At 49.4% G+C, this 23,188-nt stretch carries 25 protein-coding genes; 13 read left to right on the top strand and 12 right to left on the bottom strand.

From position 1 onward, the window contains the following. The first annotated feature begins 9 nt into the window (after nucleotides 1-9). Nucleotides 10-2,463 carry a DNA topoisomerase IV subunit A gene (gene parC, locus QQK89_RS26925; RefSeq protein ID WP_284241867.1) on the top strand — a complete coding sequence of 818 codons (2,454 nt, stop codon included), beginning with the start codon at nucleotides 10-12 and terminating at the stop codon, nucleotides 2,461-2,463. Here the strand turns inward: parC and QQK89_RS26920 are convergent. Next, complete coding sequence (locus tag QQK89_RS26920; RefSeq protein ID WP_284241866.1) at nucleotides 2,454-2,621, bottom strand: hypothetical protein; 168 nt, start codon at nucleotides 2,619-2,621, stop codon at nucleotides 2,454-2,456. The two genes, parC and QQK89_RS26920, sit on opposite strands and share 10 nt — an antisense overlap. Before the next feature lie 195 nt (nucleotides 2,622-2,816). Between QQK89_RS26920 and QQK89_RS26915 the strand changes: the two genes are divergently transcribed. Continuing rightward, complete coding sequence (locus QQK89_RS26915) at nucleotides 2,817-3,221, top strand: MarR family winged helix-turn-helix transcriptional regulator (protein WP_284241865.1); 405 nt, start codon at nucleotides 2,817-2,819, stop codon at nucleotides 3,219-3,221. 26 nt (nucleotides 3,222-3,247) lie between these two features. On the opposite strand, the gene QQK89_RS26910 is transcribed toward QQK89_RS26915, so the two are convergent. From QQK89_RS26910 to QQK89_RS26900, 3 genes are read right to left on the bottom strand one after another with little or no spacing between them, the layout of a single operon-like run. Next, the gene (locus QQK89_RS26910; protein ID WP_284241864.1) at nucleotides 3,248-4,528 is read right to left on the bottom strand and encodes a CapA family protein; all 1,281 of its coding nucleotides are present in this window, start codon (nucleotides 4,526-4,528) and stop codon (nucleotides 3,248-3,250) included. An 18-nt stretch (nucleotides 4,529-4,546) separates the two neighbouring features. Then, nucleotides 4,547-5,284, bottom strand: coding sequence for an RluA family pseudouridine synthase (locus QQK89_RS26905; RefSeq protein ID WP_284241863.1), 738 nt, complete (start codon nucleotides 5,282-5,284; stop codon nucleotides 4,547-4,549). Then, nucleotides 5,284-6,150, bottom strand: a complete 867-nt coding sequence (locus QQK89_RS26900) for a class I SAM-dependent methyltransferase (RefSeq protein ID WP_284241862.1) — start codon at nucleotides 6,148-6,150, stop codon at nucleotides 5,284-5,286. The genes QQK89_RS26905 and QQK89_RS26900 overlap by 1 nt, the downstream gene beginning before the upstream one ends. Nucleotides 6,151-6,528: 378 nt before the next feature. Between QQK89_RS26900 and QQK89_RS26895 the strand changes: the two genes are divergently transcribed. After that, nucleotides 6,529-7,092 carry a phosphatase PAP2 family protein gene (locus QQK89_RS26895; RefSeq protein ID WP_284241860.1) on the top strand — a complete coding sequence of 188 codons (564 nt, stop codon included), beginning with the start codon at nucleotides 6,529-6,531 and terminating at the stop codon, nucleotides 7,090-7,092. A gap of 19 nt (nucleotides 7,093-7,111) precedes the next feature. On the opposite strand, the gene QQK89_RS26890 is transcribed toward QQK89_RS26895, so the two are convergent. Then, nucleotides 7,112-7,426 (bottom strand): helix-turn-helix domain-containing protein, encoded by a 315-nt coding sequence (locus QQK89_RS26890; protein ID WP_284241878.1) that lies wholly within the window; start codon nucleotides 7,424-7,426, stop codon nucleotides 7,112-7,114. A gap of 155 nt (nucleotides 7,427-7,581) precedes the next feature. On the opposite strand from QQK89_RS26890, the gene QQK89_RS26885 reads away from it, so the two are divergent. Both QQK89_RS26885 and araA read left to right on the top strand, forming a co-directional pair. After that, nucleotides 7,582-7,770 (top strand): hypothetical protein, encoded by a 189-nt coding sequence (locus QQK89_RS26885; RefSeq protein ID WP_284241859.1) that lies wholly within the window; start codon nucleotides 7,582-7,584, stop codon nucleotides 7,768-7,770. Between the two features lie 146 nt (nucleotides 7,771-7,916). Then, nucleotides 7,917-9,410, top strand: coding sequence for an L-arabinose isomerase (gene araA, locus QQK89_RS26880; RefSeq protein ID WP_284241858.1), 1,494 nt, complete (start codon nucleotides 7,917-7,919; stop codon nucleotides 9,408-9,410). A gap of 45 nt (nucleotides 9,411-9,455) precedes the next feature. Here araA and QQK89_RS26875 read toward each other — a convergent pair whose 3' ends face one another. After that, the gene (locus QQK89_RS26875) at nucleotides 9,456-10,559 is read right to left on the bottom strand and encodes a winged helix DNA-binding domain-containing protein (RefSeq protein WP_284241857.1); all 1,104 of its coding nucleotides are present in this window, start codon (nucleotides 10,557-10,559) and stop codon (nucleotides 9,456-9,458) included. A gap of 142 nt (nucleotides 10,560-10,701) precedes the next feature. On the opposite strand from QQK89_RS26875, the gene QQK89_RS26870 reads away from it, so the two are divergent. Both QQK89_RS26870 and QQK89_RS26865 read left to right on the top strand, forming a co-directional pair. Next, nucleotides 10,702-11,148 carry a hypothetical protein gene (locus tag QQK89_RS26870; protein ID WP_284241856.1) on the top strand — a complete coding sequence of 149 codons (447 nt, stop codon included), beginning with the start codon at nucleotides 10,702-10,704 and terminating at the stop codon, nucleotides 11,146-11,148. 18 nt (nucleotides 11,149-11,166) lie between these two features. Continuing rightward, nucleotides 11,167-11,514: a YrdB family protein gene (locus QQK89_RS26865; protein WP_284241855.1), complete on the top strand. Its 348-nt coding sequence runs from the start codon at nucleotides 11,167-11,169 to the stop codon at nucleotides 11,512-11,514. A 39-nt stretch (nucleotides 11,515-11,553) separates the two neighbouring features. Here the strand turns inward: QQK89_RS26865 and QQK89_RS26860 are convergent, their stop codons facing one another. Together QQK89_RS26860 and QQK89_RS26855 are read right to left on the bottom strand one after the other, a co-directional pair. Then, the gene (locus QQK89_RS26860; protein ID WP_284241854.1) at nucleotides 11,554-12,792 is read right to left on the bottom strand and encodes an MFS transporter; all 1,239 of its coding nucleotides are present in this window, start codon (nucleotides 12,790-12,792) and stop codon (nucleotides 11,554-11,556) included. Between the two features lie 9 nt (nucleotides 12,793-12,801). Then, nucleotides 12,802-13,254 carry a MarR family winged helix-turn-helix transcriptional regulator gene (locus tag QQK89_RS26855; protein WP_284241853.1) on the bottom strand — a complete coding sequence of 151 codons (453 nt, stop codon included), beginning with the start codon at nucleotides 13,252-13,254 and terminating at the stop codon, nucleotides 12,802-12,804. Nucleotides 13,255-13,389: 135 nt separating this feature from the next. Between QQK89_RS26855 and pdaA the strand changes: the two genes are divergently transcribed. Beyond that, entirely contained in the window at nucleotides 13,390-14,175 is a 786-nt protein-coding gene (pdaA, locus tag QQK89_RS26850) for a delta-lactam-biosynthetic de-N-acetylase (protein ID WP_284241852.1), read from the top strand. Here the strand turns inward: pdaA and QQK89_RS26845 are convergent. Continuing rightward, a complete protein-coding gene (locus QQK89_RS26845) occupies nucleotides 14,172-15,269 on the bottom strand; it encodes a branched-chain amino acid aminotransferase (protein WP_284241851.1) in 1,098 nt (365 codons plus the stop codon). The two genes, pdaA and QQK89_RS26845, sit on opposite strands and share 4 nt — an antisense overlap. Nucleotides 15,270-15,385: 116 nt before the next feature. Between QQK89_RS26845 and QQK89_RS26840 the strand changes: the two genes are divergently transcribed. Beyond that, nucleotides 15,386-16,276, top strand: coding sequence for a LysR family transcriptional regulator (locus QQK89_RS26840; RefSeq protein WP_284241850.1), 891 nt, complete (start codon nucleotides 15,386-15,388; stop codon nucleotides 16,274-16,276). A gap of 35 nt (nucleotides 16,277-16,311) precedes the next feature. On the opposite strand, the gene greA is transcribed toward QQK89_RS26840, so the two are convergent. Further along, entirely contained in the window at nucleotides 16,312-16,788 is a 477-nt protein-coding gene (greA, locus tag QQK89_RS26835; protein WP_284241849.1) for a transcription elongation factor GreA, read from the bottom strand. A gap of 222 nt (nucleotides 16,789-17,010) precedes the next feature. Here greA and QQK89_RS26830 point away from each other — a divergent pair, with 222 nt between their 5' ends. The 3 genes from QQK89_RS26830 (at nucleotide 17,011) to QQK89_RS26820 (ending at nucleotide 20,794) form a co-directional block, all read left to right on the top strand. Further along, complete coding sequence (locus QQK89_RS26830) at nucleotides 17,011-19,023, top strand: methyl-accepting chemotaxis protein (RefSeq protein WP_284241848.1); 2,013 nt, start codon at nucleotides 17,011-17,013, stop codon at nucleotides 19,021-19,023. A gap of 81 nt (nucleotides 19,024-19,104) precedes the next feature. Then, nucleotides 19,105-19,527 carry a VOC family protein gene (locus QQK89_RS26825; protein WP_284241847.1) on the top strand — a complete coding sequence of 141 codons (423 nt, stop codon included), beginning with the start codon at nucleotides 19,105-19,107 and terminating at the stop codon, nucleotides 19,525-19,527. Nucleotides 19,528-19,672: 145 nt separating this feature from the next. After that, entirely contained in the window at nucleotides 19,673-20,794 is a 1,122-nt protein-coding gene (locus tag QQK89_RS26820; RefSeq protein WP_284241846.1) for a DNA alkylation repair protein, read from the top strand. A gap of 30 nt (nucleotides 20,795-20,824) precedes the next feature. On the opposite strand, the gene QQK89_RS26815 is transcribed toward QQK89_RS26820, so the two are convergent. Both QQK89_RS26815 and QQK89_RS26810 read right to left on the bottom strand, forming a co-directional pair. Beyond that, nucleotides 20,825-21,322, bottom strand: coding sequence for a GNAT family N-acetyltransferase (locus QQK89_RS26815; RefSeq protein ID WP_284241845.1), 498 nt, complete (start codon nucleotides 21,320-21,322; stop codon nucleotides 20,825-20,827). Between the two features lie 16 nt (nucleotides 21,323-21,338). Then, nucleotides 21,339-21,770 carry a VOC family protein gene (locus tag QQK89_RS26810; protein ID WP_284241844.1) on the bottom strand — a complete coding sequence of 144 codons (432 nt, stop codon included), beginning with the start codon at nucleotides 21,768-21,770 and terminating at the stop codon, nucleotides 21,339-21,341. A gap of 185 nt (nucleotides 21,771-21,955) precedes the next feature. Between QQK89_RS26810 and QQK89_RS26805 the strand changes: the two genes are divergently transcribed. Beyond that, nucleotides 21,956-23,188, top strand: a 1,233-nt coding sequence (locus tag QQK89_RS26805) for a collagen-like repeat preface domain-containing protein (protein ID WP_349816752.1), incomplete at its 3' end; no start/stop codon positions are given.

Below are 23,188 nucleotides of genomic sequence, written 5' to 3'. Positions count from 1 at the left end.
GGTCACGGCATGGGGATGCTGGAACAGTTTTTACCGGCTTATTTGGAAGAGGTCGTTGGGGACCGATTCGGCCGGTATTCCAAATATATTATTCAGGACCGCGCTATTCCTGATGTAAGAGACGGGCTTAAGCCCGTTCAGCGCCGCATATTGTATGCGATGTACGATTCTAACAATACTCCCGACAAGCCATACCGCAAATCAGCAAAGACCGTCGGGGACGTAATGGGTAACTACCATCCGCACGGCGACTCTTCGATCTATGAGGGCATGGTGCGCATGGCGCAGCCTTGGAAGATGGGCCATGTGCTGATCGATGGACACGGCAACTGGGGTTCGATGGATGATGACCCGGCAGCGGCAATGCGTTATACCGAAGCGCGTTTGTCGCCAATCGCCATGGAGATTTTGCGCGATATCGATAAACGTACGGTACAATTTAAAGACAATTTTGATAATACGACCAAAGAGCCTGTCGTATTGCCAGCGCGTTATCCGAACCTGCTGGTGAATGGCACAAGCGGGATTTCGGCCGGTTTTGCAACGGAAATTCCGCCGCATAGTCTCCGCGAGACGATTGACGCTTGCGTAGCGATGATGGCCCGGCCGGAGATAACGGTTGAAGAGCTGATGGGCATCGTGAAGGGCCCGGACTTCCCGACAGGCGGCATCATTATGGGCGAGGAAGGAATCCGTGAAGCCTATACAACCGGCAAAGGCCGGATTTATATCCGCTCCAAGGTAGAAATCGAAGATGTACGCGGCGGCCGCCAGCAGATTACGATTACGGAAATTCCGTATCAGGTCGTCAAATCCCGTCTCGTTAGCGCGATGGAAAATATCCGTCTGGAGAAAAAGGTTGAGGGGATTTCCGAAGTTCGCGACGAAAGCGGCCGCAACGGTCTGCGCATCGTAGTTGAGTTGAAGAAAGACGCGGACGCAAACGGCATTCTGGCTTATTTGCTGAAGAAAACCGATCTGCAAGTGACTTATAACTTCAATATGGTTGCGATCGTTAACAAAGCGCCGCAGCAGCTTGGCATCAAACAGATTCTAACCGCGTACATCGACCACCAGAAGGAAGTTGTGACGCACCGCACCAAATACGAGCTGGAGAAAGCGGAAGAGCGTGCGCATGTCGTAGAAGGCCTCGTAAAGGCGCTTAATATTCTTGACGAAGTTATCGCGACGATCAAGGCTTCCAAGAACCGTGCCGACGCTCAAAATAACCTCGTAGCGAAATACGGCTTCAGCGAGCGGCAGGCCGATGCGATTCTGACCCTTCAATTGTACCGTTTGACGAATCTTGAGATTACGTCGCTCGAGAAGGAATGGAAAGAAACGCAGAAGCGTATTGCATACTTGCGCTCGATTCTGGAAAGCGAGAAAAAACTTCTTGGAGTAATCAAGGATGAGCTCACGGAAATCCGCGAGAAGTTCGGCATCGACCGCCGTTCGGCGATCCGAGGCGAAGTGGAAGAGCTGAAGGTTAACCTGGAGGTTATGGTTCAATCGGAAGACGTCATTGTAACGCTTAGCGAAGAGGGTTACATGAAGCGGACAAGCCTGTTGTCCTTCACCCGTTCGGGCGGTGATCTGCAGACGGCAGGCGTGAAGGAAGGCGATGCGATCAGCAGCGTGCATGAAGTGAATACGATCGATAATTTGCTTCTCTTCACCCGTAAAGGACAATATTACATGCTGCCTGTGCATCAAATTCCGGAATTCAAGTGGAAGGATACGGGTACGGCCGTCGTTAATATCGTACCGATCCCGAAGGATGATTCCATCATATCGGTTATTCCCGTCAAGGACTTTAACCAAGCAGGCGTATCGCTTCTCTTCGTTACGAAACGCGCTCAAGTGAAACGCACGGAGCTTAAGGAATATATGACCACCCGTTCTACCGCAATTGCCGCGGCCAAGGTAGCGGACGGTGACGAGGTCATCCGGGTAATGCTCAGCGACAGCACGAAGCAGTTGCTGCTGGTAAGCAAGCTTGGCATGAGTATCCGGTTCAACGAGCAGGACGTTAATGCTATGGGACGTGTCGCTGCCGGCGTACGCGGCATGCAGCTTAGAGAAGATGATGATCTGATCGCGGCGGATTTGGTTGCCGATGATGAAGGTGAAGTGCTGGTCGTAACCGATTTGGGTTATGCCAAACGGACGCTGCTGCTGGATTATCCGCTGCAAGGCAGAGGCGGCAAAGGGGTTCAAACCTTCGAGTTCAAGGAAGGCAAACGCGTGAAGCCAAACGGTTCTGCGCTTGTCGTAGCTCTATATTGCAAGGAAGAGTTAGGCATTATAGCGCTTACATCCCAAGGCGCTCAGCTTGAAGCCTCTACGGAGAAAGCACCGATTGAAGACCGGAAGTCCATTGGACGAATTCTTATTCCGGTTGAGAAGAACGATGTCATTACTACGATCTTTGTTCGGCCCGTCATATCTCCTCAGTCATAAGGCCGGTTAGGCGGATCAAACCGTTCAATTAACCGGACGATGGCATCTAACATGACCCACATTGGCACCAGCTCATCCGGGCGGTCGAGCCATTGTGGGTCTTTTATGATGCCGTAGGCTTTTATCTTGCGAATGATTTCTGCTTTCTGGTCATCCATGCGGATCACTCCTTCACGCATCGTTTCGACGAATAGTTGAGGCGCCTATGCCCATTGTATGTCTACTTCTGTCATAATGTTCGACTTTATAGCGATTAATGACTCAAATTATTAATTGGGTTAACCTTTTATTCGACATGGGTGAATGCTATAATTGGTATAAATGAGAAAATTGGACAGGAAGCGGGTGCTCATATGGTTTCTGAAGAATTTACTCGGCTGTGGATGAAGATGACAAGAGATTGGAAAGATAGTTTGGAAGAGGGGCTTGCGCCTCTGACGGAAGGTCAATTGAATGTACTCGATATTTTGATGCAGCATGAGCCGATGAAGCCTTCTGAATTACTGCAATACCTGGCAACAACTCCTGCTGCGATTACGACATTGCTAGACCGCATGGAGCGTAACGAGTTAATTGTACGTACAAGAGATAATCAGGACCGCAGAATTGTATGGGTATCTGTAACGGGGAAAGGAAAAGATGAAGCCCAGCGAGGAACTGAGGTTCGCTCGAAGTTAATCGGCGACTCGCTGGACCGTATATCTTCCCATAACCAGCAGCTGCTTGTGTATCTGCTGGGCAAAGTAGCTAACGCTTAAATCTATGAATCTATTACCATATTCGCTTACTGCGGATCTGGGTGCAACATCGCTCTTAGACGATTGCGAAGAACTTTAATCGTTTGTTTCATGGAGCTGTAATCTTCCTCCGTCAGCAAGCTGTCGCTCGCGGCCTTAATGGTCTGTTCAACCGGCAGGATGCGGAATCGGTAATAATTGTCCGGCTGGTACCGTTGTACATAGGTTGGAGTGGCTTCAATATCCGATAGCTCAATTGAGCCGTCGGATTTATTTTTTCTTACCTTCACTTTAAAGATGACGCCGTAGTCCTTGGTATCGCCGCGTTGGGCGGAGATGAAGTTGCCCATAGAATAAATAATAAGTCCTTGTCGTTGATGCCCGGAAGCATCCGTTGTATCCAATACTTCATAAGGCTGAATGACATGCGGGTGAGCGCCTGCAATAATGTCCGCTCCTTCGGCAACAAGTTTGCGGGCCAGCTTCTTTTGCTCATCGTTTGGCGTAGTTTGGTACTCAATTCCAAAGTGAAGGGCGACGGTTACGAAATCCGCTCCAATCGCCTTCAGGTGATGAATGTCGTTTATCATTTTGTTCTCGTCGATAAGAGAGACGGCATAAGGTTTGCCCTTGGGTAGCGGAATTCCGTTAGTGCCGTACGTATAGGCGAGCAATCCCATCTTGATTCCGTTATGCTCGACAATGACGGGCGCGTCTGCTTCTTCCTGGGATTCTGCCGTTCCTTTGAGTACGAAAGGGTACTCTTTCAGGTGCTTTAAGGTGAGCATAAGCCCTTTATCGCCTTTGTCGAGTGAATGATTGTTCGCGTTGGTTAAGATGTTGAACCCGGCGTATTGCAGGGCATCCAGCAGCTCTACCGGGGCGTTAAAGCTCGGATAACCGGTATAACCATAAGAGGGACCTGCAACGGGCGTCTCCAGGTTAGCCATTACCCAATCGCCTTGTTCAAGGATCGGCTTCACTTCTTTAAAGAAATAGTTAAAGTTATACTTTTTTGTCTTGCTGTCGTAGGCGCCTGGCAGCTCCGGCTTGTGCATCATAATGTCACCGACAGCCATCCATACCGCTTCATCGAATTGGGGCGTGGGCACCGGAGTTGGCGTTGGGCTAGGCGTTGGAGCAAGCGTTGGCGTCGGCGTTGCCGGCTGAATCGTCGGCGAAGGCTCTGGCGTTCTTGAAGCGGTATCCGTCGTTTGATTGGAATCCTGCATCATCGTAGAAGTAATAATGGCAAGAAGGCCGGCCACTGCCAGCAATAAAAGCGTAAAATGAATAGTCAAGCGCTTCTTGCTTCGCATTCTGCGCATGAAGGGCGAATCCCTCCTTTAAGTTAGAAAAGTAGTGGATGCCAGCTCCAATTGGTCATTGGTCCACCAGGACCAGGCAGGCGAGCCGAATGGAACGGACCGAAAGGTTTGCCGTTCTTTTGTAACCGGATGAGGCGCTTCGACGGATGTCGACCATAAGGCGATATCGGATACGGTTGAAGTGTTAGGCGCGCCGTATTTGCGGTCTGCAACAAGCGGACAGCCGATATGCGCCATCTGGGCACGGATCTGATGCGATCTTCCGGTATGGAGCTTCACGGCGATCAGAGAGTATCCTCCTGCCTCTGCGCATACCTTATATTCCAGAATCGCTTCTTTCGCATCGCCTTCAGGTTTATTGTACACGGTAACCTGATTGCGCTTGGCGTCTTTCCATATGTAATGACGAAGCCGGTCCTGCGGTTTCGCCGGCTTGCCGTGAACAACGCAAATATACGTTTTGCCAAACGTACGGCTGCGAACGGCTTCAGACAGACGTGATGCGGCTTTGGAGGTTTTGGCGAACAACATCGCTCCTCCAACCGGTCTGTCCAGACGATGAACAAGGCCGAGGAATACGTTCCCCGGCTTGTTGTGGCGGATTTTCAAATCCTGTTTGATTAAAGTCAGCATATCGGGATCCCCGGTCTCATCCTCTTGGGATGGAATACCGGGGAGCTTGACTACCGCAATGATATGGTTATCTTCATACAGCACAGGAATGGCCGGGCTGTTAGATTCCTTTGGAGCAGCCATTATTCCGACTCCCAACGTCCTAGAATACCGCATGGCAGGTTAAGGCCCGATTCCGTAATCGGCAAGCCGATCTCGCCGCAATTGATAACTCCGCCGTATTTCTTCTTCATCGTTGTATGGAGAAGATTGTGCAGGACGCTTGGAGAAAGGCCTGTCGTATAGGAGTTAATGAGCATGAACAACGGATTGTCAGACAGAATCGTTGTACAGAACTCAAGGAACGGATACAGGTTTTCTTCGAGCTTCCAGGTTTCTCCGTTAGGTCCCCGGCCGTAAGAAGGCGGGTCCATAATGATGGCGTCATATTGGCGGCCGCGGCGTTGCTCGCGTTGCACGAATTTGAATACGTCGTCCGTAATGTAACGAATAGGAGCGCTTTCGAGGCCGGACAATTGCGCGTTTTCTTTCGCCCACTGTACCATGCCTTTAGAGGCGTCTACATGAACGACATCAGCGCCGGCTGCAGCAGCAGCGACCGTGGCGCCGCCGGAGTAGGCGAACAGGTTAAGCACGCGGATCGGACGTCCGGCATTGCGGATTTTATCCATCATCCAGCTCCAGTTCACCGCTTGCTCCGGGAACAGGCCGGTATGCTTGAAACTCGTAGGTTTGATGTGGAATTTCAGTTCTCCGTAGGAGATTGTCCAGCGTTCAGGCAGGCTGGATTTGAATTGCCATTGGCCGCCTCCCGAGGAGCTGCGGTGATAATGGCCGTCGGCTTTTTTCCAAGCTCCCGTTTCGTCTGCGATTGGCCAAATAATCTGCGGGTCCGGACGGCGGAGAATGTATTGCCCCCAACGCTCGAGCTTGTCTCCCGCGCCCGTATCGATTACTTCATAATCTACCCATTTATCTGCTACATACATGTTATAGTGATCCTTCCCTGGTGTATAATTTTCGTTGTATTATAATGAAGTCTTCGACTATTATAACGAAGCGCGCAAGATGAAGCAATTAAGATGATGCTTACGAGGCAAGAATTGCCGCAAAAAGGCGCGCCAATTTTTTAAGTTCATGCTTACGAAGCAAGAATTGTCGCAAAGGGCGCGCGCCAATTCTTTTTAGGTTTATGCTTACGAGGCAAGAATTGCCGCAAAAGGCGCGCCAATTCTTTAAGTTCATGCTTACGAAGCAAGAATTGCCGCAAAGAGCGCGCCAATTCTTTTTAGGAGGGAATAATAATTCGAAAATCATCGCTGATAGGTTTAACGGTAAGTCTGCTTGCATTTATACTGGCAGCCGTGTTGGCTGACCGCACACATGCGTCACAGCTTGATGTATCGGTTTCGGATTGGTTCGCAAGCATACATAACGGAACGTTAACCGATCTGTTCAAAGCTATGACAACGCTAGGCTCAACGGTGGGCATTATTGCGATAACGCTTGTATTGGCCGGCTGGCTCGCCTGGAAACAGGGGTGGAGACGCGCGGTGCTGCTAATTTCGGGCGTTGCCGGGGCATACCTAGTCAACACGTTTATCAAGTCCGGCTTTGATCGGGCAAGACCGGTAGGCGCATGGGGAATTGAAGCGGACGGCTCCAGCTTTCCGAGCGGCAATGCCATGCTTGCTTTGGTCATGTATGCACTGGCGGCAATTTGGATTGTAACAGACAACAGCATTAGCCGTCCGGTTAAATGGATCGTATCCATCGCAGCTGCTGCACTTATCATTCTTATGGGGGCTTCCCGCCTGTATTTCAGCGTTCATTATGCTACTGATATTATAGGGGGGTATGCAGCCGGGGGGATTGTCGTGTGCATGGTGGTAGCGGCGTTTACAAGGGGAAAGAGGCCTAGCAGCCGCTAGTCCTGCGGACAGCGGCTAACTAAGACTCTCGAATCGCTTCGAGCATCTTGTCGATGGATTCCTTGCGTTTGTCGTCGTCCATCTTATTAAGCAGACGGATGATCTCGATCGTGTCTGCTGAAACTTGGGCATCGTTGCCGCGCGTATCACCGTCGATAATAAAATCCGTGGTGACTTCAAAAAAAGCGGCTAGTTTGATCAAAGTCTCATACACGGGCTGCCGGTTGTTGATTTCGTAGTGGCTGTAAGCGGATCGCGTTATGCCGATGGATTGTGCAACTATTTCTTGCGATAAGCTTCGCTTTTGGCGCAGCTCCTTAAGGCGATCTCCCATCGTCAAGGTCATTCGCTCCTCACATTGGTAATCAATTTGGCGATATGTTACACTCACTACTAGTAATTTATGATACGAATCGTATCATTGTCAAGCTTAATATGAGAAAGTTACTAATAAAATGGGAAAAATTTAGTTCTAGAGGTGATTGGGAAATGGTATTAACGTTTGAATGCGAATGCGGCAATAAAACAGGGCTGTTCGCAACGGGAGACCGCGATGAAACAGGGCGGGAATTTATTGAGCTAGAGGACGATGACCGGTTGACCTATATCGTAGGGGAAGACGGCGTTTTATTTAAATGCAAGTTCTGTGGATATACATATCGAATGGATAAATTGTAATTGCAATAAAATCTATAAATGCATATTGAAATTCAGTCATGTTCGGAGTAGTATAGAGGTTAGGTTGTACGTACAACCTAACCTCTATTTTTATTTTAAACGTCGATGATGTACGTACAAATTCATTCCAGCTAGGAGGAATTATTGTGTTATCTATTCAACCCTATCAATTTTGGTTTGTAACTGGCAGTCAACATTTGTACGGTCCCGAGACGCTCGAGGAAGTAGCCGTTCATTCGCAAGCGATTACAGCAGGTTTAAATGAATCCTCGAATATATCTTTTGAAATTGTATACAAGCCGGTAGTAACTACGCCGGAAGAGATCTACAAAGTTTGTCTTGAAGCGAAAGCGGATTCAAACTGTGCGGGCGTTATTGCGTGGATGCATACGTTCTCTCCGGCAAAAATGTGGATTAGAGGGCTATCCGAGCTTCGTAAGCCGCTTCTTCATCTCCATACGCAATATAATCGCGATATCCCTTGGGATTCGATCGACATGGACTTCATGAATACGAATCAGTCCGCTCACGGCGACCGGGAGTTTGGCCATATTTTTGCCCGCCTTGGACTCGACCGCAAAGTCGTTACCGGCCATTGGGAGAATGAAGAAGTTCAATCCCGCGTTGGCGCATGGATGAATTCGGCCGCGGCGTATATGGAAAGCAAATCGCTCAAGATCGCAAGATTCGGCGATAATATGCGTCAAGTAGCCGTTACCGAAGGCGATAAAGTTGAAGCGCAAATCCAGCTTGGCTGGCAAATTGACGGATATGGCATCGGCGATCTGGTTGCCAGCATGAATGAAGTAAGCGACGCTGAAGTGCAAGCATTGCTCAATGAGTATAGCGAACGTTATGAGATTGCAAGCGGCGTTCGCGATAATAGCGATTCCTGGGCTGCGATCCAAGAGCAGGCGAGAATCGAGCTTGGCATGAAACGTTTCTTGCAAGCTGGCGGTTATACGGCTTTCACGACGACCTTCGAAGATTTGCACGGCATGAAGCAGCTTCCGGGTCTGGCCGTTCAACGCCTGATGGAGCAAGGTTATGGCTTCGGCGGCGAAGGCGACTGGAAGACAGCCGCATTGACACGCATTATGAAGCTGATGGCTGGCAATATCGGCACGTCCTTCATGGAAGACTATACGTATCATCTGGAAGACGGCAACGAAATGATTCTTGGCGCCCATATGCTTGAGGTATGTCCAACGATTGCGGAGAGCAAGCCGCGCATTGAAGTTCATCCGCTTGGCATCGGCGGCAAAGCCGATCCAGCACGGATTATTTTCGACGGTCAAGCAGGCGAAGCGGTTAATGCTTCCCTCGTTGATATCGGCAACCGTTTCCGCCTCATCATTAGCGAAGTAGACGGCGTTAAGGTAGAGCAGGATATGCCGAAGTTGCCGGTAGCCCGCGTATTGTGGAAGCCGCGTCCATCGCTTCGCGATGCAGCGGAAGCTTGGATCTACGCAGGCGGTGCGCATCACACGGTACTGTCGTACGTTGTAACGACCGACCAGCTCGTTGACTGGGCAGACATGCTCGGCATCGAAGTTGTTGTCATCGACAACAACACAACGATCCGCCAGTTCCGCCAAGAGCTGCGCTGGAATGAGCAAAGCTACGGCCGCCGCCGTTAATTAATTAAGAAACAGGGTATGGTTCGTTTAGAACCATGCCCTGTTTTACGTTTTGAAGCAGATGTCATGAACAAGTCCAGGTGCCGCGAAGATGAGAAGTTGTTCTCCCTCTACACGTAATTCCTTCCTTTCGTCTTCTGTTAAAGGTCTGAAAGGATCAATCACAAGACTTGCGCGTTTGCCATTTCGCTCGATAGACCATAATCCTTCGATATAGCCGTTTAGAAGAATGGTTGAACGGAGTATCCCGTTTGCCGTGAAAATTCGTTTGCCGTACGAAATGTCCATAATCCGTGACCGATCGGATATGCCGAGAAGAAGTTGATCAAATTCACCAAGGAAACGCGCTGGCGGAGTAATTCCGGGTTCTGGACGAGGGGCTTCAGGCAGGTCAAATAATTCATAGCCATTCTCGTCTTTGAAGACAACAAGGCGGTTTCTAACCTTATCAAACGAATCTTTCAGGCGGGTTACACCAGACCATGCCTGCATATCCTTAACGGAAGCAGGTCCGTAAGCAGCGAGGTACCGAAATACAAGCGTATCAATGTCCAGCTGATCTTCAGGAAATTGTCCCAGCCACGCTTCTACGGAAGTGTGGCTGGCTTGACCGCTTTCTCCCCATATTCCGCGCGGCGGCACTTGGATAAGCGGGACAAAGGTGCGTATTGCAGCCGCCAGTGCTTCAGGATCGGATTCCGTCCATTTCAGTGCTAATTGTTTGCCGATCTCGCTGAATGTAAGAGGTTGTTCCTCCACAAGTGTTCTGCCTTCTATGCTTAAAGCATTCCTGTCGACAGACGCAAGACGCTTTCCGAAATTGCCTATAAGCGCACGTTCTTGTACTGGCTGAACCCAAGGTCTTAATAACAAACAATCTTTGGCGGAAACAAGATGGAGAGTGGATCGCATAAGAGCGATTCTCACTGCCCGGCGATCCAAGATCAGCTTGGACAATTGCGATTGCTCAAAGCCCTGAAGTCTTGTCCAAAGCGCATAATATGGAGCGTTTGGAGCTTGTGCCTGCAATCCGAGGAACCACTCCAATGTATCGATAACCGGTTTGTCGGATCGGGAGAGCAGCATTTGTCTGGCTAATAAAGCACGGTTTAATTCTAATGAACGAATAGGTATTGCAGATGGGGACATATTTTTCAACACCTCCTACGGAGAAGGATCTATTTCCAAATAGAGTAACTTTCTTTAAGATAAGATACAAGTCCCGTTCTAAGTAACAATTCGAGCCACTATTCCGTCAAATTAGTAACACATGTTGAAAGGAAGATGGCGCTTGAGCCCGTTCATGAAAGTGATCCTCTCATTTTGCACAGTAATCGTTATGACTTCTTGTACGGAATCGATAATTCTAACAAAATCTAATCAAATACAACCTGACAAACTTGTAGTAAAACGCGTAGACCCGTTGCACCAATCTAATGAACATTTTGAAAAAAAGTTAGACGATAAAGAGGCGGTTGAGAAGTTGTACCATAAGATTGTATATCTTCCTTCATTCCCGCAGGGGGCCATCAGTTGTCCTATGGATAATGGCGTTCAATATGAATTGGATTTTATGGTCGATTCCAAGCTGGTTGCCAAAGCATTGGTAAGCGCAACGGGGTGTCAAGCAGTCACGATGCATGAAAAAACACTTTGGTCTATGGAGCCGAAAGGCAATGGTTTTAGAGCGTTACTGAAGCAAGATATCGGGCTGGACGATAAAGAGATGTTGAGTTGATAGGAGAGGCTGAGGGAAATGAAAGCAATAATCCTTCTTATATTTTTTCTGCTTGAGTTAGGCGCCATGGCTGCATTCGGTTACGGAGCTTACCACATTAAGGCAGGAGCAGCGTTTAAAATAATATTGGCTATCGCTTCGCCGGTAGTTGTTGCCATAGTATGGGGGTTATTTCTTTCCCCGAAGGCATCGCTTCCCGTCTTCTCTTTCCCTGTACGAACGGCACTTAAGATGGTCGTATTCTTCCTGGCGTCGGCATCTTTGTACGCAACCGGGCAAACAATGCTCGGGTTGACTTTTCTGATCATGTCTTTGCTGATCGTGGCAGCTGTGTTTATCTTTAATTTGCATGAAGTAAAGATGTAAAAAAACAACCCGGATGCAATCAAGCATCCGGGTTGTTTTTTATCGGGAACTCACGGCAGCCTTTTCTCGAGCCGAAGCTGAAGTTGACGCTTTGCCTCTTCGCTCGAGCAACAAGCTGGCTAAATAGACGAGTATGAAGAGAACCATCGCGACAGCGGCCCACCGGTACATGACGGAATAGCTTGTTGCGGAAGCGACAACGCCTAGCAGCATCGACCCGATCGCTACGCCGAAGTCAATCGTGTTGTAGTACAAGCTGTTGGCAAAGCTTACTTGATGAGGTGCGGCTTCACGAAGCATCCAAGCTTGAGTGGTTGGCTGGATAGCGCCAAATCCGAATCCGTACAATAGCGCCGATACGATAATCAAAGGGAGCGAATGGGCGTAAGATAACGTAATTAAGCTTGCAATAACGACAAGTCCGCCTGGTATAACGATCGGCATAGGGCCGCGGCGGTCGAACAGCTTGCCGGAGATCGGCCGAATAATAAAGACGGTAAAGACGATAAACAAGAAGAATAAGCCAATCTGGTCAATATGTTTTTGTGCGCCGTATAAGGCAATGAAGCCAAGAATACCGCCGTAAGTGACCGACATCAATACGTTAAGGACAGCGGGCACCATCATGCGCGCGGTAGAAGAGCCATTCTTATGTTCGGTTGAAGCAGAAGAATGGGAAGCGGGTGGAGCTGATTTGTCCGGCTGCTTCGGAATGCTGCGCGTTACGATAAGGAGCGGAACGATAAGCACAAGGGCAACCGTACCGATCATGGCTAGCGTGGTAAAACCGTATTGTTTGATAACGGAGAGGCCAATCATCGGTCCAAGCGACATCGCAATACTGGTGGACAAGCCGAAATAGCCAATCCCTTCGCCGGTTCTTTTCTTCGGAATAATCTGCGATACCAGGGTTGGAATAATGGTACTGGTCATCCCGAAGCCGATCCCGAATAACGCTCGCAGGACGAGAAGGGAAGTCATCGAACCTGCGTAAGGGTAGAGGACGGTAGCAATGGCCGCTAATACAAGTCCCGCGAATAGGATGACATTACGGTGCACCTTGCGGAGCAAAGCCGCAGTGGCGAACCGAGTAACAATCGCGGCAAGAGCGAACAAGCTGGTCACGAGGCTTAACGCGAAATTATTGGGATGGAATTGTTCCTTTGCGTAAGTAGGGAATGGAGACAATAGCATCTGCAAACTTAGAAACAGCAGCAAATAGCTGACTGTCAGCGTTACAAATGACCGGCTCCATAATTTGTCCGTCTGTATGTTCATGATGCATCATTACTCCTTTTCTTGCTCTAATAAGCGGGCCGTATGCTCGTTTAATCTCTTCAGCAGAGTTGTCATCTGCTCGTACTCTTCGGCGGATAATACTTGCGCGATCTCCGTAATCGTACTGTATTCAATCGGTTCAATGGCATCGGCGGCCTCCCGGCCTTGCTCGGTGATGAATACCTGGAAGGATCGGCGGTCATGTTCGCTGGCGCGTTTGGTGATGAAACCTTTGGCTTCCAGCATGTCCAGAATTCGCGTCGTTGTCGCTTTATCCTTGCCGGCCCGATCGGCAATCTCCTTCTGAATCAGTCCGTCTTCTTCCCGAACGCGGAACAGAACCGCCCATTGTTCCGGAGTTAAACCAAATTCCTTAATGCGGGCAGCAAAAAAATTAGTCAGCTTCCGGTAAGTCGCGCCAAGCAGGAAGCCGATCGAGTGATCCAATCCTTTTTGATGCATTTCCATTCACGCTCCATATTAGTTGTCTTAACAACTATATGCCTATCAACTATTTTTGTCAAATCAAAATACAGGATGGAAAATGACGAACAGGGGAAAATAAATGGACTACACATGGAGGAGCGAAAGGGAGAAATGAAAAAATGGATCCATCTATTGTGGATTGCAATCGTTTTGTCTGTAGCGGTTGCTCAGCAACCGGTTAGCGCCCAACAAGGGCCGTTTCATTTTGGATTCAAAAAAAGCGTAGGAGGGCAGCTGCCGTCCATCAATGAAGAAGGTTTCAAAGATATAGTGGTGAAGCACGGTGCGATCTTTCTGGGGGATACGACCAAGAAGGAGCTGTATCTGACCTTCGATAACGGTTACGAGAACGGGTATACGCCCCAAGTATTGGATGTGCTGAAGGAAAAGCAGGTGCCCGCGATCTTTTTTGTGACGGGGCATTATGTGAAGGACCAGCCGGAACTGGTAAAACGAATGGTTAATGAGGGACATCTGGTGGGCAACCACTCCTGGACTCATCCGGATATGACGCAAATCTCGTCGGAACAGATCCGCACGGAGCTGGAGAAAGTAAGGGAGAGCGTCCAAACGTTAACCGGTCAACAAGCGATGACGTATTTGCGGCCCCCTAGAGGGATTTTCAGCGATAATGTCCTCTCTGTCAGCAAACAGTCGGGATACATAAACGTATTCTGGTCTGTCGCATACAAGGATTGGGACGTGAATCAGCAAAAAGGAGCGGGCTTCGCTTATAATCAAGTCGTCGCACAGCTTCATCCCGGAGCGGTCATCTTGCTTCATACCGTGTCCAAAGATAATGCCGCAGCGCTCAGCTCAATTATTGACGAAGCCCGCAAGCAAGGCTATGAATTTAAAAGTCTGGATGAGATGTCCACCAAGACTTACGGAGATTAACGATTAATCAGATGCTCGGATGGCTCCACGACTACGGACCAGCCGAATGGATCTTCTACAGTACCTCTTTGGATACCGGTCAGCGTGTCGTACAGCTTCTGCGACAGCTCTCCGGTATTTCCTCCGTTAATAACGTAACGCGTACCTTCGAAAGACAATTCCCCGATTGGAGAAATAACGGCTGCAGTACCTGTACCAAACGCTTCAACAAGACGGCCTTCTTGATGCGCCGTGACAACTTCTTCAACGGACAGTTGTCTTTCCTCAACAGGCACGTTCATATGCTTCAGCAGACGGATGATGGAATCGCGTGTAATCCCGTCAAGAATACTGCCGTTCAGGGCAGGTGTTACAACCGTACCGTCGATATTGAAGAAGACGTTCATGCTGCCAACTTCCTCGATGTATTTGCGCTCTACGCCATCCAGCCACAGTACTTGGGAAGCGCCTTGCGCATAAGCTTCTTCTTGCGCTTTCAAGCTTGCCGCATAGTTGCCGGCTGTTTTGGCGTTGCCTACGCCGCCGCGTACCGCGCGAACGTATTTGGATTCTACGTGGATTTTTACCGGATGGATGCCTTCCGCGTAATAAGAGCCAACAGGAGACATGATGATCATGAACATGTATTGCGTCGAAGCGTTAACCCCAAGCTGAGCTTCCGTAGCGATTACGAAAGGACGCACATACAGGGAAGTTTCCGCATCGGATGGAATCCAGTCGCTGTCGGTCAGAATAAGCTGCTTCAGAGCTTCAAGTGCCAGTTCTTCGTCAACGGCAGGGATGCTAAGACGCGCGTTGGAGCGATTAAGACGTGCCATGTTCTGCTCCGGACGGAACAAGCGGATCTTGCCGTCGCTGGTCAAGTAGGCTTTAAGTCCTTCGAAGATCGTTTGGCCATAATGGAATACTTTTGCCGCAGGATCAAGCGAAATCGGCTGATAAGGCACGATGCGCGGATTATACCAGCCGCCTTTGGCAACATCGTAATCCAGAATGAACATGTGGTCGGTGTAATATTTGCCGAATCCAAGCTCGGATGCTTTTGGTTTTTGCTTTTTGTTAGTCGAAAGTTCTATCGAAATGGCCTTGTTCATCGTCTTTAATCTCTCCTTGTTGCTAGTTATAGTTGAATCGTAACATGTCAGCCGATATATTTAAAGTATCTGTTTTATCGCGAACACATACCGAAAAGGTATATGGGGGGCTGGCAATGGACATACGACAGTTGAGGTACTTTTTGGCGATAGCCAAAGAAGGACAAATTACCCGGGCGGCAAAGGCGCTTAATATGGAACAACCTCCGCTAAGCCGGCAATTGAAGCTGATTGAGGACGAACTAGGCGTTACCTTGTTTGACCGAAGCGGGAAAGGACTTAGTCTGACGCATGCCGGCGAACTGCTTCAAGGCAAGGCGGAGAAGCTCTTGCAGGAGTTCAACGAGACCATTCACGAAGTGAAGGAGCTTGATGCCGGCTTGCACGGAACGCTTGCAATCGGATCAGTCGTATCCTGCATTTCGTTGCTTCCGCGGCCCATCGAGCAATTCCGTAGTTATTATCCGAATGTAACGTTCAAAATATGGGAAGGCGATCATTTTATTCTCGGCAACCTGCTGGAGAAGCGGGATATTGAGCTGATTGTCGCCAGACTTCCATTCGAATCGACCCTTCGTACGCAGCCCTATTCCGTATTGCCGCTTCCTTCGGATCCGTATGTCGCCGTTCTTCCGGCTAATTGGGTAAGCGATCCGGGTAAAAACACGATGCTCATGAGCGAGCTTGCGGATATGCCTTTCCTTACGCTCAAGACGGACAAAACGATCGGGATGCATCACCGCGTTATGATTGAAGCCAGGGCGCATGGTTTTGAGCCGAAGGTAATCTGCGAATGCTCGAGCGTAGCCATAATCGTGGCGCTTGTTGCGGCAGGCATCGGAGCAACGGTATTCCCGAAATCGGTTATGGCCTCATTCCCGCTTCCATCCATCAAAATGCTCGCCATTTCGGATGCGGATTTTCAATCGGATGTCGGCATCATATGGCTCAAGGACAGGTACTTATCAAAAAGCGCCCGTAATTTCATCCATTTGTTCGAAGAATGAAAAAGGATGCAGCATCATATGCTGCATCCTATTCTTTATGAATTTACTTTGATCTCGAGAAGCTCATATTTAATGACGCCAATCGGAGCGTCGACGTTGATCATAGCACCAACGGATTTGCCAAGCATTGCTTTACCCATAGGGCTCTCATAGGAAATCTTATTATTAAATACGTCAGCTTCCGCCGGACCCACAAGGCGGTATTCGATTTTTTCTCCCATTTCGATATCGTTCAGCACGACAATCGAACCAACTCCGACTTTAGTTGTATCCGCCGAATTCGATACGCGGGCCGTCTTCAGCATTTTCTCCAACTGGGCAATACGAGTCTCCATAAAGGCTTGATCGTCTTTGGCCGAATGGTATTCGCTGTTCTCCTTCAGGTCTCCGTAGCTGATGGCTACCTTCAGACGTTGCGCAAGCTCGGAGCGCTTGACCGTCTTCAGTTCCTCCAGTTCCTCCTCAAGCTTCTTAAGACCTTCAGGGGTTAAAATGATTTCGTTTTGCGACAAACTCCACAACTCCTGCCATTAATATCATGTATTTCGTTCTTATCATCTTACACTATCGGGCTGGGAAAAGAAACTTGGGCTAGACTTCCAGCAAGGTGCAAAATCTAACATTTATCTAACGAAAATGAAATCGAAAACTCAAATTTCTAGTGTAGCATATGTCGTGCTGGCATAACTGACATACAGAATTGTGCCAACACAACAGAGAGGATGCATAGAGAGATGAAGAGAAAATTCATACTAGCCAACGTTTTTCAAACGCGGAAAATTGCGCATCGCGTATTGCTGACAACATTTATTATTTCGATCGCGATAATAGCGTCTATGTCGGTGTCGTTATTTTACGCAAATTCTTCCCTGTTCAAAAGCCAAATTAAGAAGGATCTTGCCTTGCAAGCCGATGTCATTACGGCACAAATGAACGAAGAGCTGCAGTCCAAAGTGTCTAAAATAAACGCTTTGGCAGGCATTGGCCAATACTATGGGCAAGACGCTCAGAAGCATGAAGAATTAATCCAGCATTTCATCAAAGAAAATCCGGAGCTGATGTCCCCGGGGTATTCCCTCGATATGACCGGCAAGAACTTCCATGTAGCGGAGACCGGTGATCAGATTGACGTTTCGGAACGTCCCTATTTCAAATCGTTGTCCGAAGGCCAATTAACCATAAGCGATCCCCTCGTTAATAAAGTGGATCCAACCAAAGTAACCATCGTCATCGCAGCTCCATTGGTGCAAGACGGGCAAGCATTCGGCTTCTACATATTCGGTTACGATATCAACGCCGCAGCCGCCATTGTTCGGGATACCAAAATCGGCAAAACAGGCACCGCCACCATGGTTGACAGCACGGGACTTATCGTTAGCCATCAGAATCCCGAATTGGCGATGAAAAAAACCGTCTACGACCTGAACATGCCGGCAACGATCAAAGCTTTCGAACTAGCCCGGAAGGGGACTCCTTCAGGCTACTCGTTCACCTTTGACGGCGTGAAGAAAATAGGGTATGCGGAAACGACAAAAAACGGTTACGTCATTCAGCTGTCCATGTCTGAGGATGAAGCTATGCAGCCGGTGACGGACCTGCTATGGAAGACGCTTGGAGTTGCCCTTGTTGTCATGCTCCTTGCGCTAGCCGCTACTTATATTTCTGCCACCCAAATGGCAAAGCCGATCGTCTATATTTCGAATGTCATTAAGGTGCTCGCGAGCGGCGACCTCCGCGCGAGGCTTGAAGTAAAGTCGAAAAACGAGCTTGGACAGCTGGCGGACGACATGAACCATATGATCGATTCGTTCTCCGAAACCATTGGCAAAGTAAGCTTTGCCGCCGAACAGCTGGCCGCCTCTTCCGAGGAATTGACTGCCGCATCCGTTGATTCCGTAGATATTTCCAGCCGCATTGGAGATGCGATTGAGAACGTGGCAGCGGCGGGCGAGAATCAAATGATCTCCGCAGAGCAGACCTCGACGGCGATGGAAGAAATGGCAACGGGCGTGCAGCGGATTGCGGAATCCTCATCGGTAGTTGCGGAAGCTTCGCAAACCTCGATGGATGAAGTGCAGCTTGGACAAGTGGCAGTCACGCATGCGGTTGAACAAATGAAGCTCATTCACGTTTCCGCGCTGAAATCCGCAGAAGAAGTCAGGGAACTGGAACTTAAATCGGATCAGATCGGGAATATCGTATCTGCCATCCAGGAGATTACGAATCAGACGCAGCTGTTATCGCTTAACGCTTCTATCGAAGCGGCGCGTGCAGGCGACCAGGGCAGAGGGTTTGCGGTTGTCGCCAATGAAGTGAAGAAGCTCTCCGAGCAATCGGCAGATTCGGCAGCTGAAATTACGGCCTTGATTCGGGAAGTCCAAGAAACAACGAAACGCGCGGTGCATGCGATGAATCAAGGGGTGAGCGATGTCGAAATCGGCTCCGATCTGATCAATGAAGCTGGTGAAGTATTTGGCCGCATGTCGGCAACGTTCCAAGAAATCTCGAGTCAAATTCAAGAAGTATCCGCTGCTTCCGAGCAAATGTCGGCGGGCACGGAAGAAGTTACGGCTTCCATGACCGAGATTGTGACGATGACCCAGTCTACCCATAGCCATTCCCAAAATATCTCGCAAGGCGCGCACAAGCAGCTTGCTTCGATGAAGGACATCTCGGCTTCCGCCGAAGATTTAAGCCATATGGCGCAGCATTTGCAGGAAGTGCTGTCGAAGTTTCGAACAAACTAGCATTTTTTTGATTGTTAAGGCTAATAATGGTACAGTATTTGGGGATAGCCATCCTTATAAATTGTACAAGGAGAGATCTAGATGTCAGTTGATGCTTATTTGAACTTTAATGGGAATTGCCGTGAAGCGGCGGAGTTTTACGCTGAAGTATTTGGACTAGACAAGCCAAAGCTTATGACATTTGGCGAAGTCCCTCCCAACCCGGAATATCCATTGCCTGAAGAAGCGAAAAACATGATCATGCACACTCGCTTGAATATTGGCGGCAGCAACGTGATGTTCTCCGACGTATTCCCTGGCATGCCGTTTACGGTTGGCAACAACATTACTCTGGCTTATGTCGAGGAAGAAGAAGACAAAATCCGTGCGGCGTTTGACCGTCTGAAAGTAGGCGGCACGATCGTTATGGAGCTGCAGGAGACTTTCTGGAGCAAATTGTACGGTCAAATCACGGATAAATTCGGCATCCAATGGCAGTTTAATCTTGGAATAAGCGAATTCTAATACTCTTCTAACAAATAGGGGGACCAGTCGTCTGTTCAAGGACAGGCACTGGTTCTTTTTTAATTTCAGTATTTCATTACCGGAACAAATGTTCTATAATTGCATTATGACAACGACAAAGAGATTATCGAAGAGAGGTACTCCATTGGCTGAGCCGTTAAAAAATATGTATGATGAAGCCTTCCTGCGTCAGTTCGCGGATAAGGTGAAGTTCGCTTATCCTTCTTTTGAACGTGAAGCTTTTGTAGCTGGCGTAATGAATGAAGATTGGGAAAACATGCAGCTGAAAGGGAGGATTAGACAAATTGCAACGGTACTGGGAGAGCGTCTGCCATCCCAATACAAGGATGCTCTAGCTGTCTTATATGCGATTTGCGAGGATTGTGCCGGGTTCCCTTATTTATTTTTCCCGGATTTTGTAGAGGTGTACGGAGGAGCGGAGGAGCATTGGGAGTTGTCCATGCAAGCTCTGGAGCGGTTCACGCCGAAGTCTTCCGCTGAATTCGCCGTCCGCGTATTCCTCATCCGGGATCCGGAGCGAATGATGCGCCAAATGCTTGCATGGGCGAATCATTCCAATGAACACGTGCGCCGGTTAGCAAGCGAAGGCTGTAGACCGCGTCTGCCATGGGGACAGGCCCTTCCGGTCTTCAAGAAAGATCCGTCGCCGTTATTGCCGGTGTTGGAGCTGCTTAAGGCAGACCCGTCGCTATATGTGCGCAAGAGCGTGGCAAACAACTTGAACGATATCGCCAAAGATCATCCGGATCTTGTGCTTGAGATCGCCGGCCGCTGGCAGGGACATCATCCTCATACAGATTGGATCATCCGGCATGCTTGCAGAAATCTTGTGCGCAAGGCGCATCCCGCGGCACTTGCACTATTCGGTTATGCGATGTCCGAGGAATCCGACCCGATTGTGACTTCGGCAGATCTTGAGGTCCGGCCTTCCGCGCTGGAGATTGGGGATAGCAGCAGACTGGAATATTCCATTCAGGTACAAGAGGGTGAGCCATTGCATCTGCGGATTGAATACGGGATAGATTTTGTGAAATCCAGCGGCAAGACGTCCCGCAAGTTGTTCCTGCTCTCAGATAAAACCGTACCCGGAGGTTCATCCCTATCGGGAAGCAAAGTCCACCGCTTCGCGGATTTATCGACAAGGCGCCATTATGCGGGTGAACACCGTATTGTGCTGATGGTTAACGGCGTGGAAACGGCAAGCACATCCGTAATGCTGAATGTTTCCACAAATAGGCAAGAGTAAGAAGAAGAGCTATGCTGAGGCTGTTAGGCCTTAAGCATAGCTCTTTGTTTTCAACTGGTAGAAAGCTGTAGGGTACACGGTATAAGCTTCGCCGACAAGCTGAAAGCCATGTAGCTCGTATAGCTGTCTTAGAGGCGGGCGATCCGATGCGCAGTCCAGCTTGAGGTAGCTTTTGTTCAGGGAGGACGCGCGTTTTTCGGCAAATGCAAGCATGCTGCCAACTAAGCCAGTCTTCGCATATTGCCGTCTAATGCACAACTTGTGAATATACAAAGCATCGCCAAATCGATCCTCCGGCCAGAAGAAGCTGTCCTCTTCTTGCAAGATCATTACCGCAGCAACTTTCCCATCCTCAAAGGCAGCATAAAAATTGTCTATGGTTAGCCCGTCCATCAATCGTTGAACGGTCAGATCGGATTCACTCCACATTGGCGTGGAATGTTTGGCAATCCACCTTGCCCCTTCGATTAATACCTCAATAAATAAATCAAACTCGGATGGGTAAATATTTCGAATCGTCAGTTCCATTGTGCAGCCCCTTCAATTAATAAGAAATCATGCCGCCGCGTTCATCAAATACGGCCGTAGGATTCCACGCGACTTCCCACAGGTTATTCTCCGGGTCGGCGAAATACGCCGTTCGGCCTCCCCAGAAAGCATCGCTAGGTTCCCGCAGAACCGTTCCGCCAATCTCCCGGATTTGTTCCATTATCTTGTCAACTTGAGAAGGCTCGTCAACGTTAATGGCAAAAGTTACGGGCCGGTAGGAATTTCTGTCCTGGTTAAAGGTGATGCCCGCGTCCTTCGCTAATTCCTCGATTGGAAAGAGAGACAATATGACGCCTGCCGTTAGAAACGAAGCATAATTGTCCGAACTCGTAGCGGGTTCTTCCCACCCTAAACGTTGATAGAAAGCGCGGAGCGAAGGCAAATCGTAAGCTCCGATCGTTAATAAGCTAACTCGCTGCGGAATCATTATCTCTTGTCCTCCTAAATAAATGGAATATGCCTCCAATTATATCGTTTGCTATTTTGGCGTGGCAATAGGGATTTGCGATTAGGTAGTTATGATAAAACGCTTTTCCACGTAAATATGTAGGTAATAGGAAGTAATGTTATCGGCGAGTTTCATGCAATCGGGTAAATAAAGGGGGGAGTAAGTTGAAACGCCGCAAATCAAATAAAGGCGGTTCGGGAACCTCGAGATCTGGCAGGATCATCATGAAAGGATTCGGAGAAGAGACAGAAACGGTACTCGTGCTTCTTCAAGAGCTTCGAGCGATTATTCCGGTTGCCTTGCAAGAACATCCACCCGAGCAGATCGTGGCATTATTGCAAAATATTTTGATCCGGCTGTTGAATATAACGGAAGGTTCCAAAATAAAAAACGCGAATAAAGCCCGCTTGATCGCGAGGCTGGAGCTTGCTATCGTGGCCGCAAAAGTGACTCCTTTTGTACCCATGAGCGTAGCCATTTCGCTTCAGCAGCTGATGAACGTATTGTTGTCCATTGTAAAACAAGGATGTTTGGATCCTAAATATACAGGCAAGTTGTTTACGATTATTACGTCGATTCAAGTGATGATCACGCATGCCATGCGTTGTCATTGCAAGCCGGGTCCAACAGGCGCTACGGGTCCTGCCGGACCTGCGGGACCTCAAGGAATTCCGGGGCCGGCCGGACCGCAAGGACCGCAAGGGATTCAAGGACCGGTAGGAGCGCAAGGACCGCAAGGGATTCAGGGCGCAATCGGTGTGACTGGAGCAACCGGGGAGATAGGGTCAACGGGTGCAGCAGGGGTTACAGGACCAACAGGAGCCACGGGCGTTGGTACAACAGGGGCAACGGGAGCAACTGGTGTGACGGGACCAACGGGCAGCGGTGGTGGGGATACTGGAGAAACGGGTGCGACGGGCGCGACAGGAGTAACAGGAGCGACGGGAGCAACGGGGTTTGGATTGATGGGAGTCACTGGCGCGACAGGTGCGACTGGGGCAACAGGAGCAACTGGGGAGACTGGTGCGACAGGAGTAACAGGAGCAACTGGGGAGACAGGAACAACGGGAGAGACAGGGGCAACAGGAGCGACGGGAGCATCCGGGGAGACTGGTGCAACGGGGGCAACAGGAGTAACGGGAGTAACTGGTGCGACGGGAGCAACTGGGGAGACAGGAGCAACCGGAGCGACGGGAGTAACAGGAGCGACAGGGGCAACCGGGGCAACAGGAGCAACAGGAGCAACAGGAGCAACGGGCGAAACGGGAGCCACCGGGGCAACAGGAGCAACCGGGGCAACAGGAGTGACAGGAGCCACAGGCGCGACGGGAGCAACCGGGGCAACGGGTGCAACGGGTGCGACAGGTGAAACAGGAGCCACAGGGGTAACGGGAGCA

The sequence above is a fragment of the Paenibacillus glycanilyticus genome (genome assembly GCF_030161375.1).
Lineage (GTDB): Bacteria > Bacillota > Bacilli > Paenibacillales > Paenibacillaceae > Pristimantibacillus > Pristimantibacillus glycanilyticus_B.
Note: the sequence above shows the minus strand (reverse complement) of the source record. Positions and strands in the feature narration are given on the sequence as shown.